The organism is Hyphomonas sp., assembly GCF_016125515.1.
In the GTDB taxonomy this organism is placed as follows: Bacteria; Pseudomonadota; Alphaproteobacteria; order Caulobacterales; family Hyphomonadaceae; genus Hyphomonas.
In genome coordinates this window covers 23,978-41,310 of sequence record NZ_WGLO01000017.1, presented here as the reverse complement: position 1 = coordinate 41,310, position 17,333 = coordinate 23,978, and the positions used below count along the sequence as shown (strand labels likewise).

Annotated in this window: 14 protein-coding genes, 2 tRNA genes and 1 pseudogene; 10 read left to right on the top strand and 7 right to left on the bottom strand. The window is 62.6% G+C overall.

Going from position 1 to position 17,333, the window contains the following annotated elements:
* Positions 1 to 31: 31 nt before the first annotated feature.
* From GC148_RS12995 to GC148_RS12980, 4 genes are read left to right on the top strand one after another with little or no spacing between them, the layout of a single operon-like run.
* Positions 32 to 1,084: a phytanoyl-CoA dioxygenase family protein gene (locus GC148_RS12995; RefSeq protein ID WP_291071309.1), complete on the top strand. Its 1,053-nt coding sequence runs from the start codon at positions 32 to 34 to the stop codon at positions 1,082 to 1,084.
* The gene (locus tag GC148_RS12990; RefSeq protein WP_291071308.1) at positions 1,081 to 2,979 is read left to right on the top strand and encodes a CocE/NonD family hydrolase; all 1,899 of its coding nucleotides are present in this window, start codon (positions 1,081 to 1,083) and stop codon (positions 2,977 to 2,979) included. The genes GC148_RS12995 and GC148_RS12990 overlap by 4 nt, the downstream gene beginning before the upstream one ends.
* Complete coding sequence (locus GC148_RS12985; RefSeq protein WP_291071307.1) at positions 2,972 to 3,748, top strand: SDR family oxidoreductase; 777 nt, start codon at positions 2,972 to 2,974, stop codon at positions 3,746 to 3,748. The genes GC148_RS12990 and GC148_RS12985 overlap by 8 nt, the downstream gene beginning before the upstream one ends.
* Positions 3,741 to 5,345: an AMP-binding protein gene (locus GC148_RS12980; RefSeq protein ID WP_291071305.1), complete on the top strand. Its 1,605-nt coding sequence runs from the start codon at positions 3,741 to 3,743 to the stop codon at positions 5,343 to 5,345. The genes GC148_RS12985 and GC148_RS12980 overlap by 8 nt, the downstream gene beginning before the upstream one ends.
* Before the next feature lie 312 nt (positions 5,346 to 5,657).
* Here GC148_RS12980 and GC148_RS12975 read toward each other — a convergent pair whose 3' ends face one another.
* The 5 genes and pseudogenes from GC148_RS12975 to GC148_RS15980 all read right to left on the bottom strand — a co-directional run.
* A complete protein-coding gene (locus GC148_RS12975; protein ID WP_291071303.1) occupies positions 5,658 to 6,947 on the bottom strand; it encodes a HipA domain-containing protein in 1,290 nt (429 codons plus the stop codon).
* A complete protein-coding gene (locus tag GC148_RS12970; protein WP_291071301.1) occupies positions 6,937 to 7,293 on the bottom strand; it encodes a helix-turn-helix transcriptional regulator in 357 nt (118 codons plus the stop codon). Before GC148_RS12970 ends, GC148_RS12975 begins: the two co-directional genes overlap by 11 nt.
* Positions 7,294 to 7,520: 227 nt before the next feature.
* The gene (locus GC148_RS12965; protein WP_366063872.1) at positions 7,521 to 7,793 is read right to left on the bottom strand and encodes a transcriptional regulator; all 273 of its coding nucleotides are present in this window, start codon (positions 7,791 to 7,793) and stop codon (positions 7,521 to 7,523) included.
* 158 nt (positions 7,794 to 7,951) lie between these two features.
* On the bottom strand, positions 7,952 to 8,416 hold the full coding sequence (locus tag GC148_RS12960) for a PIN domain-containing protein (protein ID WP_291071297.1): 465 nt from the start codon (positions 8,414 to 8,416) through the stop codon (positions 7,952 to 7,954).
* Positions 8,417 to 8,540: 124 nt separating this feature from the next.
* Positions 8,541 to 8,624 (bottom strand): annotated as a pseudogene (locus GC148_RS15980) (plasmid stabilization protein); the annotation flags it as partial.
* A 403-nt stretch (positions 8,625 to 9,027) separates the two neighbouring features.
* Here GC148_RS15980 and GC148_RS12955 point away from each other — a divergent pair.
* The gene (locus tag GC148_RS12955; protein WP_291071295.1) at positions 9,028 to 9,261 is read left to right on the top strand and encodes a FeoA family protein; all 234 of its coding nucleotides are present in this window, start codon (positions 9,028 to 9,030) and stop codon (positions 9,259 to 9,261) included.
* The gene (gene feoB / locus GC148_RS12950; RefSeq protein WP_291071293.1) at positions 9,258 to 11,087 is read left to right on the top strand and encodes a ferrous iron transport protein B; all 1,830 of its coding nucleotides are present in this window, start codon (positions 9,258 to 9,260) and stop codon (positions 11,085 to 11,087) included. Before GC148_RS12955 ends, feoB begins: the two co-directional genes overlap by 4 nt.
* 30 nt (positions 11,088 to 11,117) lie before the next feature.
* Here feoB and GC148_RS12945 read toward each other — a convergent pair.
* Positions 11,118 to 11,193 (bottom strand) — tRNA-Asn (locus tag GC148_RS12945).
* Between the two features lie 292 nt (positions 11,194 to 11,485).
* A tRNA-Cys gene (locus tag GC148_RS12940) sits at positions 11,486 to 11,559 on the bottom strand.
* Positions 11,560 to 11,708: 149 nt separating this feature from the next.
* On the opposite strand from GC148_RS12940, the gene GC148_RS12935 reads away from it, so the two are divergent.
* The 4 genes from GC148_RS12935 (at position 11,709) to GC148_RS12920 (ending at position 17,312) form a co-directional block, all read left to right on the top strand.
* Entirely contained in the window at positions 11,709 to 12,362 is a 654-nt protein-coding gene (locus GC148_RS12935; RefSeq protein ID WP_291071291.1) for a protein-L-isoaspartate O-methyltransferase, read from the top strand.
* Between the two features lie 102 nt (positions 12,363 to 12,464).
* Positions 12,465 to 13,745: a TolC family outer membrane protein gene (locus GC148_RS12930; protein ID WP_291071289.1), complete on the top strand. Its 1,281-nt coding sequence runs from the start codon at positions 12,465 to 12,467 to the stop codon at positions 13,743 to 13,745.
* Positions 13,746 to 13,857: 112 nt separating this feature from the next.
* Complete coding sequence (locus GC148_RS12925) at positions 13,858 to 14,502, top strand: DUF2497 domain-containing protein (protein ID WP_291071288.1); 645 nt, start codon at positions 13,858 to 13,860, stop codon at positions 14,500 to 14,502.
* An 86-nt stretch (positions 14,503 to 14,588) separates the two neighbouring features.
* A complete protein-coding gene (locus tag GC148_RS12920; protein WP_291071285.1) occupies positions 14,589 to 17,312 on the top strand; it encodes a valine--tRNA ligase in 2,724 nt (907 codons plus the stop codon).
* Positions 17,313 to 17,333 lie beyond the last annotated feature (21 nt).

The window sequence follows — 17,333 nt, the reverse complement described above, 5'->3', positions numbered from 1 at the left end:
ATGCCGAATGCGCCGGATCGGGGAAGACGCCATGCAAACGCACGCCTCACCGCTGAGCGAAGCCGACATACAGACCTGGAGGGAAGAGGGCGTCCTGATCCTGCCCGGTTTCTTTAGCGCCGAAGAACTCGAAAAACCGCACGAAGACTTTCAGACGATCTACGAGATGCTGCCGCCTGCGGCGCGCAAGGCGACAGCAGAGGCCGGCAATACGGCCGAGACGGCGAAGTTCCATGTCGACCAGCTCGAAGCGATCCGCCCGCTGCCATCGCTCGGCGCCCCTGACCTCAACCTGCTGGCCGCGCATCCGCGGCTGATCCGGGCCGTACAGTCGCTGCTGGGGACCGGGGACGTCTTCCTCTACACGTCCTATGCGTGGCGCAAGGACGCTGGCCAGACCAATTACGCCCAGCCCTTTCACCGGGACTATCCGACCCATCAGCTGCTCGTGCCGCCGGATCGGCCGGAGCACGGCGCCGTGCTGATGTTCATCTACCTTACCGATGTGGACCTCGGGAACGGCGCGCTCGCCTATGTCCGTAACTCAGAGGCGCGGCGCTTCGGTATCGAGGCCGGCCAGCCCGGCAGCGAAGGGCAGGCAGAGCTTGCGAGGGGCGAACGCCGCGCGGTCGGCCCGCGCGGCACGGTGCTGCTCTATTCGGGCGAGACCTTTCACCGGGGCACGGACCTCACAGAGCCAGGCGCCTTCCGGCATGTGGTCGGCGCGGGATACCGGCGCAGCGACATGCCCTGGATTGGTCCGCGCCGGGGCGATTTCCATCCTGTTCTGCCGATCTGGCGTGACATCATGGAAATGGCTGGCCCCGAACAATTGTCCGTCTACGGTGTACCAAGACCCGGCAACCCTTACTGGACAGAGCGCACGATCAGAGGGGTCGAGGCAAGGTTTCCGCGCTGGAACTCTGCCCCCTGGCGCGTTGCTGCGGGACTTGCTTCAAGGACGGCCGCGCCGCCCCCCAAGACGTTCCAGTGGCCGTCGGTCACAGAGGTCGGCGGCGCCGACATTGACGCATTCGTATCGCGGGCGCGGCAGAAGGCGCGCGCCAAGAAAGCCGGCCAATGAGCGCCCGGATATCGGGTCCGGGGGTTTATGAGGGTTACACCTCGGAGGTTGCGAACGGCTATGAGCGCCGGTCGATCTATGTTGCGGTCGATGACGGCTGCCGGATTGCCATCGACATCCTGCGGCCATGCCTCGATGGCGAAGTCCTCGAGGGCCCGCTTCCGACGATCATTCAGGCGACGGGATACAGGAGGGCCTACTTCTTTGGCGAAACCGATCTGGCGCTCAGCGGCGACCAGCCCGCTTGGAAGAAGCTGAAAGTCGGCGACCTCGTAACCGGTTATGAGAAAAGCCTGCTCGCCAAACGGCTGGTTGACCATGGATACAACCTCGTCTGCATTGATCTTCGCGGCACAGGCGCCTCCTTCGGGAAGGGCTCGAACCTGATGTGGCGCAACAGTGCTGACATTGCCTTCATCATCGACTGGATTGCCGCGCAGGACTGGTCGACGGACAGGATCGGCATGATCGGCATTTCCTGGGAGGGAACGATCCAGCTGACGACGGCGGCCTATCATCCGCGTCACCTGACCGCGATTGCCCCTATGGCTACCTCGCAGGGCTTCTCCGCCGTCTGCGACGGAGGACTGTACCTGCATGGCTTCTACTCCGTCGACTGGGCGGGCATGGTTGCCAACCAGCAGGGACAGGCTCCTGCCCTGCCCGTTGATGGCAATGAGGGGCCGCGCCTGATGGAGGAGGCTGTCCTGCAGCGTCGGCCTCGGTCGCTGCCGACAGACACGCCGGACCCGCTGTCGCTGATGAAGATGGTTCGGGAGCCGATGCTTCAGGCCGTGCGCCAGGACGCCCCTGACCCGCCGCTGCCCGAACTCGGGCCACTCGGTGACAGCCTGGATGAAACCGCGCGCCTCAATGCGTCGGGTACTGCGATCCTGCTGGTCAGCGGCTGGTGGGATATCAGTTTCAACGGGCACATACTCGATTTCTACAGGGCACTGACGGTTCCGAAGCGGCTCCTGATGGGTCCGTGGAACCATCTGGGTCCGCAAGTCTCCTATATCGAGCAACACCGCTGGTTCGATTACTGGCTGAAGGGTATCGACAACGGGACAATGTCGGAGGCGCCTTTCTGCTTCGCTGAGGTCGATACGTTTGGCCGGGAACGCTGGTTCAGCGCTGAGACTTATCCGCTGCCCGAAAGCCGCAAGCAGCGCCTCGACCTTGATCGCGAGGGCAACCTTTCCGAGCCGGGGGCTGCAAGGAAGGCCGAGCTGACCTACGCCGTCGACTACGGCGTCACGCTGGGCGACCATAGCCGGTCACGCTTCTTCTTTCGCAGCGACAAGCGGATTTCGCCCCCGGACCTGAACCGCCGGTCGCAGCGATGCCTCGCATTCCACACAGAGCCATTCAGAGACGGCGGGCGCCTCAACGGCCGTCCTGAGCTTGTTGCTTACCTGAAGACGACAGGCCGCTCGGGCGCGCTCATTGCGACGCTCGAAGAAGTCCTCAGTGATGGCCGGGCCCATTACATCACCGAGGGCTGGCTGAACTTCTTCCACCGCCAGATCTCAGACAGCCCGCGCCCGCATGACGGGCGCGCGTTCCACAGCCAGTCAGCTCGTGATCTGAAGGACGTCACCCCGGGCGAGGTGTTGGAGGTCGCTCTTGAATTCTATCCGGTCGCCTGGCGGCTGCAGCCGGAAAGCCGGGTAAGAATGACCCTCGCCGGCGCGGATGCAGACAACCTGTTCGTCCTGCCCGAAACCCCCGCGCCGACGCTGACACTTCTGACCGGCGGCGAGCCGGCAAGCTGCCTCTACCTGCCTCTGATTGATGAATGTGCCCCACAAACCGCCGCTCTCGAGCCTCGCGCGCGGTTCGAAGGCCGGCACGCCGCCGCGTTCCATTACCTGGAGGACGAGCATGTCTGATCTCTTCAGTCTTGAGGGCAAGACAGCGCTGGTAACCGGCGGCTCCCGCGGGATCGGGGCCATGATTGCCCGCGGCCTCGTTGCAGCTGGCGTGAAGACCTATATCAGCGCCCGCAAGGAGGCAGAGCTTGTTGCGACGGCCGAGGGTTTATCCGCCTACGGACACTGTATCCCGGTCCCGGCCGACCTGTCGACAGCAGAGGGCATTTCACAGTTGACGCAGGAACTGGCGGGCCGTGAAAGCCGACTCGATATACTGGTCAACAATGCCGGCGCGACCTGGGGCGCTCCGATCGATGTGTTTCCGGAATCCGGATGGGACAGGGTCCTCGACCTGAACCTCAAAGCGCCGTTCTTCCTTGTGCAGAAATGCCTGCCGCTTCTGAAAGCGTCCGCCTCGCCCGAAGCGCCGGCCCGGATCATCAATGTCTCTTCCATCAATGCGATGCGCCATTCGCATATGGACAATTTCAGCTATTCCGCGAGCAAAGCAGGCCTGATCGCACTGACACGTCATCTCGCTGCAAATCTCGCCCGCTCGCACATTACCGTGAACGCGGTCGCCCCGGGCATGTTCCCGAGCCGCATGACAGCGTTTCTCTATGAAACTGAAGAACAGCGCCGGCGCACGGACGCCATGGTCCCGCTCGGGCGCAGCGGTGACTGGGAGGATGCGGCAGGCCCGGCCATTTTCCTCGCCTCCAGGGCCGCGGCTTTTGTCACGGGCGCCACCCTCATCGTGGACGGAGGAGTCGCCGCCAATGCCTGAACCAAACATGCCCGCCTCGATCAGCTATGGCGATGTCTTCGACCTGGTCGCGGCAACCATCGATCCGGGGGCTCCGGCGATCATCTGCGACGGTGACAAGACGGACTGGCAGACCTTTCAGGCAAGGTCGGACGCCCTGGCGAGCGCGCTGCTGCGGCGAGGCCTCGCGCCGGGCTCAAAGGTTGCGCTCTACATGCGCAACGGCGCTGATTACCTGATCGCTTTTGCCGCCTGCTTCAAAGCGCGCCTCGTCTCAGTCAACATCAACTACCGGTATGGCCCCGGAGAGCTGAGCTACCTTCTGAGCAACGCCGATGCTGAAGCGGTGATCTTTGACGCCGAGTTTTCTGGCACCCTCGAGAAAGCGAACTCCTCAACTTTAAAGCTGAAGATATCAGCCCGCGGCCCTTCCCCCGGCGTAGAAGCGATCGAGACGCTTTATGCAGAAGCCACCGGCCCTTTGCCAGGTGGCCGCAGCGGCGACGATATCTTCCTGCTCTACACGGGCGGAACCACGGGCATGCCGAAGGGCGTGATGTGGCCCTCTCAGTCCATGTGGGAAGCGCTCGCGTCGGCGCGCCGCGCCGGGCTGAACGATCCTTCAGCCATGACGCTGGACGCGCTCGCAGCGCTCCTGCGCGTGAGCAAGACACCGCCAGCCTACTATATTGCGCCGCCAGTGATGCATGGCACGGGACTGTTCTCGGCGGTCAGCGTCCTGTCGCGCGGCGGAGCCGTCGTCTGCAGCGCCGCAAAAAGCTTTGAGGCAGCCGCCGCCCTGCGCGCGATTGAAGCGCACAGATGTTCCGGTGTCGTCATCGTCGGGGACGCGTTTGCCCGCCCGATCGTCGACGCGCTCGACGCGGCACCCGGCGCTTATGATCTCACGTTCGTTGAAGCCATCGTCTCGAGCGGAATGATGTGGAGTCATGAAGCAAAGCAAGGCCTCCTGAAGCATCTGCCGCAGGCGGTGCTTTCAGATGGCCTGGGCGCGAGTGAGGCCTCCAGCATCGCCTTTTCGGTCACGACCAAAGACATCGTGCCGGAGGCAGCGCGGTTCTCGCCGGTCGACGTGATTGTTGTCGATCCGGAGACGTTTGAACCGGTCAAGGAAGGTTCCGGAAAGATCGGCGTCATCGCCAAGGCTGGTGCCCTGCCGCTGGGCTATTACAAGGATCCGGACCGCACGGCGTCGACCTACCGCATCGTCGACGGCGTGAGGCACATGATCAGCGGCGATCATGCGCGTCTCGAGGCGGATGGAACCATCACGCTGCTCGGCCGCGGCAATCATTGCATCAACACGGCCGGGGAGAAGGTCTACCCGGAAGAAGTCGAGGAAGTGCTGAAACAGTTTCCTGGCATCATTGATGCACTGGTATTCGGCGAAGCAGATCCAAGGCTTGGACAACGGGTTGTGGCGATCGTTTCGCAGAAGGCACCAACCGACTTCGATGCACTGACCGCCTTCGTTCGGCAGAAGCTTGCCGGATACAAGGTCCCGAAAGCGATCAGGGTTGTTGATCAGGTGCCTCGCGGCCCCAATGGAAAGGCCGACTATACGTCCGCAAGGGCCCTGTTCGGCTCGGGATCCTGATTGGTCTGCCCCATCAAGCTTTACGTAAACCGACTGAGTTGGCGCATTACCGGCGCTCTGCATCCCGATTGAGGGAATTGCTTCTGAGCTATACGTGCGATTCGGCGCAGATAACCTCTCAGATATAAAATTTGATCAACAAAAATTACGCAAAGCAATGACTCTATGAAAAGATCCAAAGGCCCTGTCTGGGCCTGAAGCTATGTGTGTTTGGGCAAGCAACCACGCGCGGCAGATCTTGAGACTATCGCGCTGTTTGTAGAACTCACCCTGGCGGGTCGTGCCAATACGGTCACCCCCGACAAATACCGGTCACTCCGCCCAACGCGCCAGCCTGCCGAGCACGCCTCCAACCCCTTCGAAGGCATAGGGGTTCAAGAACTGGCGTCGCCACAAAAACCGACGATCAACGTCGGTCAGGCCCGCTTCATCGGCAATACCTCCCCAGAGCCCGGCAATCTGCTCAACGAGGCCGATGGTGATCTGCGCCGCCTCGGCGTCATCCAGCAGGCACGCCGGCGCGAAGCGGAGTGCTGTCACCAGTTGGCTCTGACGCGCCTCGCCGTGAATCTTCATCGCCTGGTTGGCATCGCGGCCAGTGCGTGACTGGGGACAAATGTCATAGGCGGGAGTCAGGGTGAGGTTTTGTCCATCCCAGAAGGCGGCATGATTGCGGGCATGATCATCGGTGTTGCCCACGAGAATGTTGAACACGAGCCGGCGGAACAGGTCGCGCAGTGATTGCTTGGGCTTAGTAAACCGTACCCGGATGATTTCGGCGAGGTCCTCGTAGGAGGCATGGCGCGCCGCAATCTCGTCGAGCCCGAACAGCGTCAGAGCAGAAATCATGATCCGGCGCGACGATTGCCCGCCTGCTGCGACGCGGTCGAAGCGCTCGACGAGAAGGATATCTTTGCCGGACACCGAAACGAGGTCAACGGGAGCGGCATCGATGCCGCACAGGGCTGCGAGGCGCATCGCGGTGTATTCAGCCTTCACGACGCTGTAGGTGTCCGACGAGGCGGCAAACTTCGCAATCAGCTTCCGGTCGCCGCTTGCGAGGAGCGCTTTGGGCCGCGCCCCGCCGATGGAGCTGCCATGATGCAGGGCCCGGTCGATTTCAGGATGCAGCGGTTCACCCGCGAGCACCTTTTCGGCCGAGGCCTGCAGTTCCTCGAGCGTGGCTTGGCTTCCTCCTCGGGGAATGTAGGCATCCGCTTGAGCCTGGAAATCGAGGCCGCCAATCCGGTCCGATCCGGATTCGAGGAGAAAGGTCAGCTCGTCGAGTTCGGCCGCGCCGGCCGCCTGCCCCTTCAGGCCGGTCAGTCGATTGATGATGACCCTGCGTCCCCAGGCATCCGGGGATGCATCCCTGAGGCAACCGGGCATGGTTAGCGGCGGCCTCGGACGCTGCAGTCCGGCACGAAGAGGGAGTTCATCCGCAAACAGAGAGATCGCATTGCGGCGGCTGAGGTAGGATTGGCCATAGTTGAACACCAACAGGTCTGCGTCCCGCGATATCCTGCCCGCCACCACTGGCTCCCCGCAGCCTGGCAGCCAGACCCAGACATAGGCTTCGCTGGCTGGCGCCTCAGAAGTCATCTTTCAACTCCGCAGGACGGTCACGGATGGATGCCGGGAGCAGCGCCAGTTTGTCGTTCAGCCGGTTAATTTCCTTCCCCAGTGAACCGCTCGCGTTTTCGAAGAGCGGGACGCCAGCCAGTATTGCCGCCTCAAAAACCAGGCCAATCTCGACGCCGGGCTCACCCTGCTCGATACGCCAAAGCGTAGAGCGCGCGACGCCGACGCGCTCTGCCAGATCAGTGGCTGACATGTGGCGCGCCTTGCGGGCAAGCTGGATTTGCTTGCCCATGAGGGCCAGCGCTTCCTTTGTCATCGACGCATAGGTACGGGTCTGCTTAGCCATCAAAACACCCAAATGTTTCATATATCAAACTTTAAATAGGTTTATGTTTGATTATTGCAACGTTTTTATCATGCACTCCAATGCGCCATTGCCTGAAGAGACCCGGAACAAAAGCCCCGCCGGGCCCGCAGCAAACGCGCGTGCAGCAACCCGCATCCTCTCGGGGTACCCCACTCCAGACAGAACGAGGCAATGGACTAGAAGAAGAGCGCGCCTTTGTAACAGAACTGGGCTCTGACAACCCCAGATTAGCGCCGAAGCTCGTCGCGCACGATCCAGGGGAGCTTTTCTATAAGCGCGAGCAAGACCCGCGCCGGTCCTTCAGGGCGCCAGCGCCCCTGCTCCCAGCCTTGCAGCGTTCCAGCGGCGATGCCAATGCTGCCAGCGAATTCGGCCGGCGACAGTCCCGAGCGCTGGTGGATTGCGGCCACATCCAGCTCCGGCACGTCGATATGATGAACCCGCGCGCCCGCCTCGTGACCTTTGGCGTGGGTAAGAGCCCAGTGGAGGCCTTGTTTGATGCTTGGCGCGTCGTTGGTCTTGTCACCTTTTACAAAGACCGGTTCCCAAACGCATCGAAGGCCCGGTGAAAGTCGCTGATACAAACGCCCCGGTCCAGACGGTGCCGATCGTCATTGGTACCCGCGACCTGCATTGCCGCTGGTACCAAGATCTTTCTTCAATTGCGGCAGGGATCAACGACGACCAAATGCAGGCCAGAAAAGTCCTTTGTGTTTCTCGTTGCGATGTCGGCCCCGAATGCGTCAACAATACAAGCGATCATCATGTCCGAAAGCGGAGCATGCAATCCCTGCCGCTCTCTCAGGGCTCTGTATCTTCCACAAAGCATCGCCGCTGCCTCGTCAAATTGCAGGACGGTCAGATCACTAACCGGGGCAACCAGCTGTTCGAAGCGCGCAATCAAATCATTCTTTCGGCGCCCGTCTTCCAACCGCTCAAGTCCGCAGGCGATCTCGGAAATGGTCACCGAGGTGGTCGACAGAGGGGTTTCGCCCAGCCCCAACATCCATCGCCCGATGACCGGATCGGGAACGGGCCGCAACAGCTCGGAGACAATGTTTGTATAGAGGACGATCATCTCAGACAGCGCACCAATCGAAAGTGGCCGGTCTTCGATCCTCAATGCGCGGCGGATACTCTAGCTCGATGCCTTTGTCTCCACCAAACAGCGTGCGCGACCGCTTCCAAAGGCAAGGCCCGGTCGCGCCGCCGACTGCTTTGCGTAGAATATCGCGCGATTCTTCTTACATTGATCGGCCGCGCAAAGCGGCGCGAACGCGTAGCCGCTCCTTCACGTCATCATCCAGGTTCCTGATGGTAAGGGTCGCCATCGTTCATTTCCTTTTGAGTCAGCCATAGCATGTTGTCACGACGCATCCATTGACAGCAATACTGTCACTTTCTACGCAATTTTCCGGCGAATTGACGCTCCTAGGAGACTCAGGGATAAGCTTCGAATTTCCTTATTGTGGAATTCGGAACCGAACCATTTGCGAAATCCGCCTGTTGGCAGAATTCATGGCACAGGTCGATGCCAACAGTAAAAAATTTATTTTAAAACAACGATCTAAGAGCGGTCGCGATTCCGCCCCCAGCACCGTATTTCCCGCCTTGTTTGCCTGACGCCCGCCATTTCCGATGCGGGGTCGAGTTGCGTTTGGCAGAGCTGCGGCGATTACGTACTTGCAAATCATTCGCAAAGCCGTCAGGGATCGTTCCACGAGGAATGGCACCATGAATCTGGATCAACTGACCGAAGGCGCGAGCGCCCGCATCGTTTCGATCGATGACGGGGTGGCCGATCTTGCAGCGAAACTGCGCGAGATCGGATTCTGCGAGGGCGACGATGTGCAGTTGCTGACACGCGGGCCGCTGGCGGGTCAGCCACTGGCGATCCGGCTGAACCGGCGGATCATTGCCATGCGCCGCGAGGAAGCACGCGCCATCCAGGTGGATCAATCGCTGTGAACAGGGTTCGGCTGGCGCTGGTCGGGGCGCCCAACAGTGGCAAGTCCACGCTGTTCAATGGTCTCACCGGTGGACGGGCCAAGACGGCGAACTATGCCGGCGTGACGGTGGAACGCCGCCACGGCGTGTTCACGACGCCGGCGGGCCATGCGGTCGACCTGCTGGACCTGCCGGGTATCTACGGGTTCACGACGCGCTCGCTGGATGAGCGGGTATCGGTCGACACGATTCTCGGGCGCAATCCGGACGAGCCGGCGCCGGATGGGCTGCTGGTGCTGATCGATGCCGGCGACATTCGCACGCAACTGCACTTCATCCTCCAGGTCCGTGCGCTGGGCCGGCCGATGGTGGTGGCGCTGAACATGATCGACCTCGCCGAGCGCGACGGGGTACGGATTGATGTGCCAGCGTTGGAGCGGCGGTTGGGTGTGCCAGTGGTGCCGACCCGCGCGACGCGGGCGAGCGGGCGCGCGGCTCTGCTGGAGCGGCTCGACGCGGCCATCGCCTCGGAGGGCTGGACCGCGACCGAGGGCAAGGCGCCGGACAGCGCCGATCTCAAGGCGCTGCAACGCGAAGCGCGCCACGTGGCGCGCGAGGTGATCCTGGAAGAGCCCGCCATCAACCGGGCCACGCGCGCCATCGACCGGGTCGTGCTGAACAAGTTTGCCGGACCGTTGATCCTGGCGGCCATCCTGTTCTTGATGTTCCAGGCGGTGTTCTCCTGGGCGACAGCACCGATGGATGCGATTGATACGGGCGTTGCGGCGATCAGCGACTGGATCTCGGCGACGATGCCCGACATCTGGCTGCGCAGCCTGATCACGGACGGCATTATCGCGGGCGTCGGCAGCGTCATCATCTTCCTGCCGCAGATCCTGATCCTGTTCTCCCTGATCCTGATCCTGGAAGCGTCCGGCTACATGGCACGGGCCGCGTTTATGATGGACGAGATCATGCTGCGGGTCGGCCTGAACGGCCGGGCGTTCATCCCGCTGCTGTCGAGCTTTGCATGCGCCATTCCGGGCATAATGGCCGCGCGGACCATCGAAAACGAGCGCGACCGGCTGACCACGATCATGGTGGCGCCGCTGATGACCTGCTCAGCGCGTCTGCCGGTCTATACGCTGATCATCTCCGCGTTCATTCCGCCGACCAGTGTGGGTCCGTTCGGCCTGCAGGGGCTGGTGATGTTCGGGCTCTATCTCGCTGGCATCGTCAGTGCGGTGGTGGTGGCTTTCATCCTGAAGCGCACGGTGACTAAGGGGCCGCCGCAGGCGCTGTTGATGGAATTGCCGACCTACAAGATGCCGGACCTGAAGGATTTCGTGATCAACCTTTATTCGCGCGGCTGGGCCTTCCTGCGCCGGGCGGGCACGGTGATCTTCACGGTATCGGTCGTCCTATGGTTCCTGGCCAGCTATCCGGCCTCGGACAATGGCATCCGCGGCTCGTTCGCAGGCATGATCGGCTCGGTCCTTGAACCCATCCTGAAGCCCATCGGCTTCAACCTCGAGATTGCCATCGCACTGGTGCCGGGCATGGCCGCGCGGGAAGTCGCCGTCGGCGCACTGGGCACCGTCTATGCGTTGCAGGGCAATGACGAGGCGGGCCTTGCGACCCTGCTCCAGACCGCCTGGTCGCTGCCGACCGCGCTCGCCTTCCTCGCCTGGTATGTCTACGCGCCGCAATGCCTGGCGAGCCTCGCGGTGGCCCGGCGGGAGATGAACTCCTGGGGCTGGACGGCGCTGCTGATCGTCTACCTCTTCGCCATGGCCTATGTCGCCGCGGGCGCCACATACTGGACGGCAACCTGGCTCGGCCTCTAGCCGCACACGTTTGAAATGGTTCGGGAAAAGTGGCTCCGTGAGCAGGACTCGAACCTGCGACCGGGCGATTAACAGTCGCCTGCTCTACCAACTGAGCTATCACGGAATAGCCGGAGACGGGGGAATAGCAGACCGCGCACCCGGTTCAAGTGCCTAAGTGCGGCAGCTGCACAATTTCTGGGAAGTTTCCACAAACCCCTGCCCCGAAAGAAAAACGGCGGGAGCGTGAGCTCCCGCCAAAGGCGTTGGGTGATGGTGGGTGTCTCCAAAGAAGACATGCACAAGGTCACCCGATATGGTTAATTCAGGGTTAACGAGTTGAAACAATCTGGCCGGCGCGCGTTTACGGGTTGGGACGCCAAGCGGATCCTGGATCGGCGGGGTCCTGAGGGCTGGTCTGGAGGCTCCACCCGGAATCGAACCGGGGTGCACGGATTTGCAATCCGCTGCGTCACCACTCCGCCATGGAGCCTCGGACAGACGCGCCGTCCCTAGCAAGGCTTGCCGGTTGAGACAATCGGTCCGCGCAGGCTAAATTCGCGGCACGGGCAAGATTGCACCGGCGCGCGGGCATGATACATGGCGCAGGACAACCGGCCCTCGCAAACGGAAGTGACTCGCATGGATTTCGACAAAGCCCGTGAGATCATGGTGGACAGCCAGATCCGCCCGGATGACGTGACAGACCCGCCGATCGTCTCGGCTTTCCTGCGCACGCCCCGGGAAGTGTTCGTGCCGAATTCGCGCAAGGGCGTCGCCTATTCCGAGATGGAGATCACCACGTCGCCGGGCCGCGCGCTTTGGACGCCGCGTGATACCGCCAAGCTGATCAAGCTGGCAGGAATCAAGCCGACGGATGTGGTGCTCGTTGTCGGCGCGGGCGCAGGCTATGAGGCCGCCCTCATCAGCCACCTGGCCGACACGGTGATTGCGCTCGACGAGACTGAAGCGCTGGTGGAGGCGATGTCGCAGCGGTTTGCCGCCATTGGTATCGACCGGGCCGCGCCGGTGGCCGGACCACTCGCCAAAGGTCTGCCCGAACAGGCGCCCTTTGACGTTATATATGTGGCCGGCATGATCGAAGAGATGCCGCAAGCCTGGGCCGGACAGCTGCGCGACGGCGGACGGCTGGTCGCAGTAATGGCAGGCCCCGGCGGCATGGGCCGCGGCAAAGTGTTCACGAAAGCGGGCGAGACGCTGGCCTCGCGGGAAGGCTTTGACGCCTGCCCGCCGCGTTTTTCGGCCTTCGACCGGAAACCGACCTTTAGCTTCTGACCTTTAGACAAGGCGCGAGTGCGACTCTGCTACAAGGTGAACACTGTTCACCTTCTGTGGAGCCGCCCCTATATTGCCACTGCCTAGTCGAGGGACATTCCAATGCGCGTCTACAAATTGCCGCTTCTGATCAGCGTGAGCCTGTCCAGCCTTATCCTGGGAGCCCCGGCGCAAGCGGAGACGCTTCAGGACGCCGTCGCGGCGGCCTTTGCGACGAACCCTCAACTGGAGATCGAGCGCTACCGCACGGATATTGCGAAGGAAAATCTCAATCTCGCCCGGTCGGCCGGACTTCCGAAAGTGAACCTTTCTGCGAGCGGCGGCTATCAATCGACCGACACGACCGCCTTCTTCAACACCGGCACCGGGCAAAGCCCGAGCGCCAGCGCCCAGTTGCAGGCCGTCCAGCCGCTTTACGCGGGCGGCAAGATCTCGGCCGGCATCCGTCAGGCCCGCGCTGGAATCGACTCGGCTGACCGCAGTTTCGACGCCGCGCGCCAAAACCTGATCCTCGACGTGATCACGGCCTATGTCGATGTGCGCCGTGATCGTGAGGCCGTGGCGATTCGCCAGAACAACGTTGAAGTAACGGGCGAGCAGGTCCGGGCGGCCGAAGACCGGTTTGAAGTGGGCGTCGTGACGCGCACCGACGTGGCGCAGGCGCAGGCGCGTCTCGAAGGCGCCCGCGCGGCGCTGGCCGGGGCCGAAGCGACCCTGCAGGGCAGCGAAGCGGTCTATGAATACCTGACGGGCCAGCGACCGGGCGATCTGGTGACGCCGCCGGCCCTGCCGCCGCTCCCGGTCGATATCGAGACCGCTTTTTCGGACGCGAATGAGAACAACCCGTCGATCCGGGCCGCCCGCGAGGAATTGCGCGCCGCCAATGCCGGCGTCGATTCTGCCAAGGCGGACGGCCGGCCACAGATCAACCTGGTCGGTACGGCCGGTGTGCAGGAATATTGGGGCGATCTTGATCGCCGCGACACGAGCGTGTCGGCGGTCGCACAGGGGTCGATCCCGCTGTTCAACGGCGGATCGGTGAAAGCCTCGGTCAATGCCGCCAAGCTGCAGCGCGAACAGGCCCGCCGCCGGGTCGATTCGCTGGAAACGCAGGTTCGGGCGCAGGTTGCGCAGGCTTGGTACGGCTATGAGGCGGCTACTCGGGCCATCGAGGCCTCGCGCCGTCAGGTCGAAGCGGCCGAGATCGCCTATGAGGGCGCCAAGGAAGAACTGGCGGTCGGCGTGCGCACCACGCTGGACGTTCTGGACCAGGAACAGCAGCTGTTTGAAGCGCGTCTGGCTCTGGTCGGCGCGGAGCGGGACGCCTATGTGGCCGCCCACCAGCTGTTGCGTGCCACGGGTGGTCTCGACACTATCGGTTGAACCGCTGGCTTTCGCGCCCCGAACGCGTTAACTTTGTCAAAGGGTTGTTAACCGGATTCGGCCTACCCCTGACTCCAGGTCTGGGAAGCGATTCCAGTAACGAGGGGCTAAAATGGCCAACGAAGCACACAAAGAACCGACGATGGAGGAGATCCTCGCATCGATCCGCAAGATCATCTCGGACGATGAGCCGATGACGGCGCGCGCTTCGGCTGCGCCCCTGCGCGAGGTTCCGCCCGAACCGGTCAACGACCTCACCGAACTCGGCGAAGAGGCCCTCGACGAAACCGACCAGTCGATGTTCGAGATCGAGGCAGACGAAGAGGACACCTTCGCGCCGGCGCCCGTGCAAACGACGCCCGCACCGCAGGTGACCGGGCCGGAATTCTCCTTCGAGGAGATGCTCGGAACCGCCCGCCAGGCCGCAGAAGAAGCCCCGCCGGAGCCCGCTCCGGTCACCCAGATCCCCCGCGCAGTTCCTGCCCGGCCCACATTCCACGCCCCGGAGACCGACATGACCACGAGCGCCCGCTACGCACAGACCGTACTCACTGACGACTCGACCGCCGATCTGGCTGCCGGCGCGCTCGGCAAGCTGATCTCCAAGATGGAGATTTCCGGCGACAACACGATCGAGGGCCTCGTCAAGGAGATGCTCAAGCCGATGATCAAGGACTGGCTCGACGCCAACCTGGCCAAGATCGTTGAAGAGAAAGTAGAGGCTGAAGTACAGCGCATCGCCCGCATGGCGCGCTAGCCTCATTTCCCAAACTTGATATAGGGAACGGCGCGCCTTCACAGGCGCGCTTTTCTTTTGTGCCCTTTCCAGACTGAACCAGACACATGCTTGACCAGAGATTCGATCCCACCGGCGCCGAACCGCGGCTGTACAAAGCCTGGGAGGAAGCCGGCTGCTTCTATCCTTCGGGCGACACGAGCGCGCAGGCGTATTCGATCGTGATCCCGCCGCCGAACGTGACCGGTGTGCTGCACATGGGCCATGCGCTGAACAACACGCTGCAGGACCTGCTGGTCCGCTTCGAGCGGATGCGCGGCAAGAACGTGCTGTGGCAGCCCGGCACCGACCATGCGGGCATCGCGACGCAGATGGTGGTCGAGCGCCAGCTCGCCGCTGCGGGCGGCAATGAGAGCCGCGCAAGCCTCGGACGCGAAGAATTCGTCAAACGCGTGTGGGCCTGGAAGGAGGAGTCCGGCGGCAGCATCGTCAACCAGCTGAAGCGCCTCGGCGCATCTTGCGACTGGAGCCGCGAGCGCTTCACCATGGATGAGGGCCTGTCCAGGGCCGTGACCAAGGTGTTCGTGGACCTCTACAACAAGGGCCTGATCTACCGCGACAAGCGGCTGGTGAACTGGGACCCGCATTTTCAAACGGCGATTTCGGATCTCGAGGTCGAGACCAAGGAAGTGGCGGGCCATTACTGGCACCTGCGCTATCCGCTGGCGGACGGCGTGACCTATGACCATCCGGTCAAGGATGACGACGGCAACATTACACTGGAAACGCGGGACTATATCGTGGTCGCGACCTCCCGGCCCGAGACGATGCTGGGCGATACTGGCGTTGCGGTGCACCCCGAGGACGAACGCTACAAGGCGCTGGTCGGCAAGTTCGTGGAGCTGCCGATCGTAGGCCGCCGCGTGCCGATCGTTGCCGACGATTATGCAAACCCGGAAAAGGGCTCGGGCGCGGTGAAAATCACCCCGGCGCACGACTTCAACGACTTTGAAGTCGGCAAACGCGCAGGCCACAAGCCCCTCAACATCCTCAACGCCGTCGCCGCAATCGTCGATGGTGCGGAGGCCGATGCGGCCGAGATACCGGAAGCACTGCGCGGACTGGACCGGTTCGAGGCGCGCAAGAAGGTGGTCGAAGCGTTCGAAGCGGCAGGCCTTCTGGAGCGCATCGAGGATCTGAAGATCGAACAGCCGTTCGGCGACCGTTCGGGCGTCGTGATCGAGCCGTGGATGACGGATCAATGGTATGTTGATGCCGCGACGCTGGCCAAGCCGGCGCGCAAGGCGGTCGAGGACGGCCTCACCCGGTTCGTGCCGGAGAACTGGTCGAAGACCTATTACAACTGGATGGACAATATCCAGCCTTGGTGCGTGAGCCGCCAGCTCTGGTGGGGCCACAGGATTCCGGCGTGGTATGCCGACGACGGAAAAGTCTATGTCGCCAGCACCGAAGCGGAGGCTCGGGCGAAAGCTGGAAAGGGCGTTGCGCTCAAGCAGGACGAAGACGTTCTCGACACCTGGTTCTCCTCCGCGCTCTGGCCGTTTTCGACGCAAGGTTGGCCGGACGAGACCGAGGCGCTGAAGACCTTCTATCCGACGAGCACGCTGGTCACGGCGTTCGACATCATCTTCTTCTGGGTCGCCCGCATGATGATGATGGGAATCGAGTTTACCGGAGAAGTTCCGTTCAAGGATGTTTACATCCACGCCCTCGTCCTCGACGAGAAGGGGCAGAAGATGTCGAAGTCCAAGGGCAATGCCATGGACCCGCTGGAACTCGTGGACGAGTTCGGCGCCGACGCGCTGCGCTTCACGATGGCGGCCATGGCCGCGCAGGGCCGCAATATCCGCCTGTCAAAGCAGCGCGTGGAAGGCTATCGCAACTTCTCGACCAAGCTGTGGAACGCCGCGCGCTTCGCCGAGATGAACGAGTGCGGCGCGCCGGGCGAGTTTGATCCGTGTTCGGCTGAACGTCCGGTCAATCAATGGATCCTCAGCGAACTCGCCGACTGCGTCGCCGATGTCACCAAGGGCATCGAGGAATACCGGTTCAACGAGGCGGCCGGGACGCTTTACAGGTTCATCTGGAACACGCTCTGCGACTGGTATCTCGAACTGATCAAGCCGCTGCTGATGGGCATGGATGACGCCGCCAAGGCCGAAACACGCGCCGTTTGCGGCTACGTGATCGACGAGTCGCTGAAACTGCTGCACCCGTTCATGCCGTTCGTGACCGAGGAACTCTGGGAGCGCCGCGCGCCCGGACGCGCCGACGAGCAGGGCTTCCTGATGCTGCAGGCCTGGCCGGAAATCACCGGCTTCGGCAACGCGGCGGCGACTGAGGAAATCGAATGGCTGATTGAGATGATCTCCGAGATTCGCTCATTGCGTAACGATCTGGGCGTGCCGGCGGGCGCAAAGGTTCCGATGATGCTGGTCAATCCGGCCGATGTGGACGCTGAGCGCCTTGAGCGGCACGACGATGTGCTGCGCCGCATGGCGCGTCTGGACGATACGGGCACGTCGACCGGCCTGCCGGAGGGCGCGGTGTCGACCATGGTCGCCACCTCTGTCGTCGCTCTCAAGATCGCGGACCTGATCGACATCAGCGAAGCCCAGAAGCGTCTCGACAAGGAAGTCGCCCAACTCGAGAAGGACATCACGTCGACCGAGAAGAAGCTCGCCAATGCGGATTTCGTGGCGCGGGCGCCGGAGGAGATTGTCGAGGAGAACCGCGAGCGGGTGAAAGACTGGACGCTGCGCCGCGACAAGCTGAAGGCTGCGCGCACAGCGCTGGCGGGAATTTCGTAAAGGCCGGGCGTCGCGCGAGCG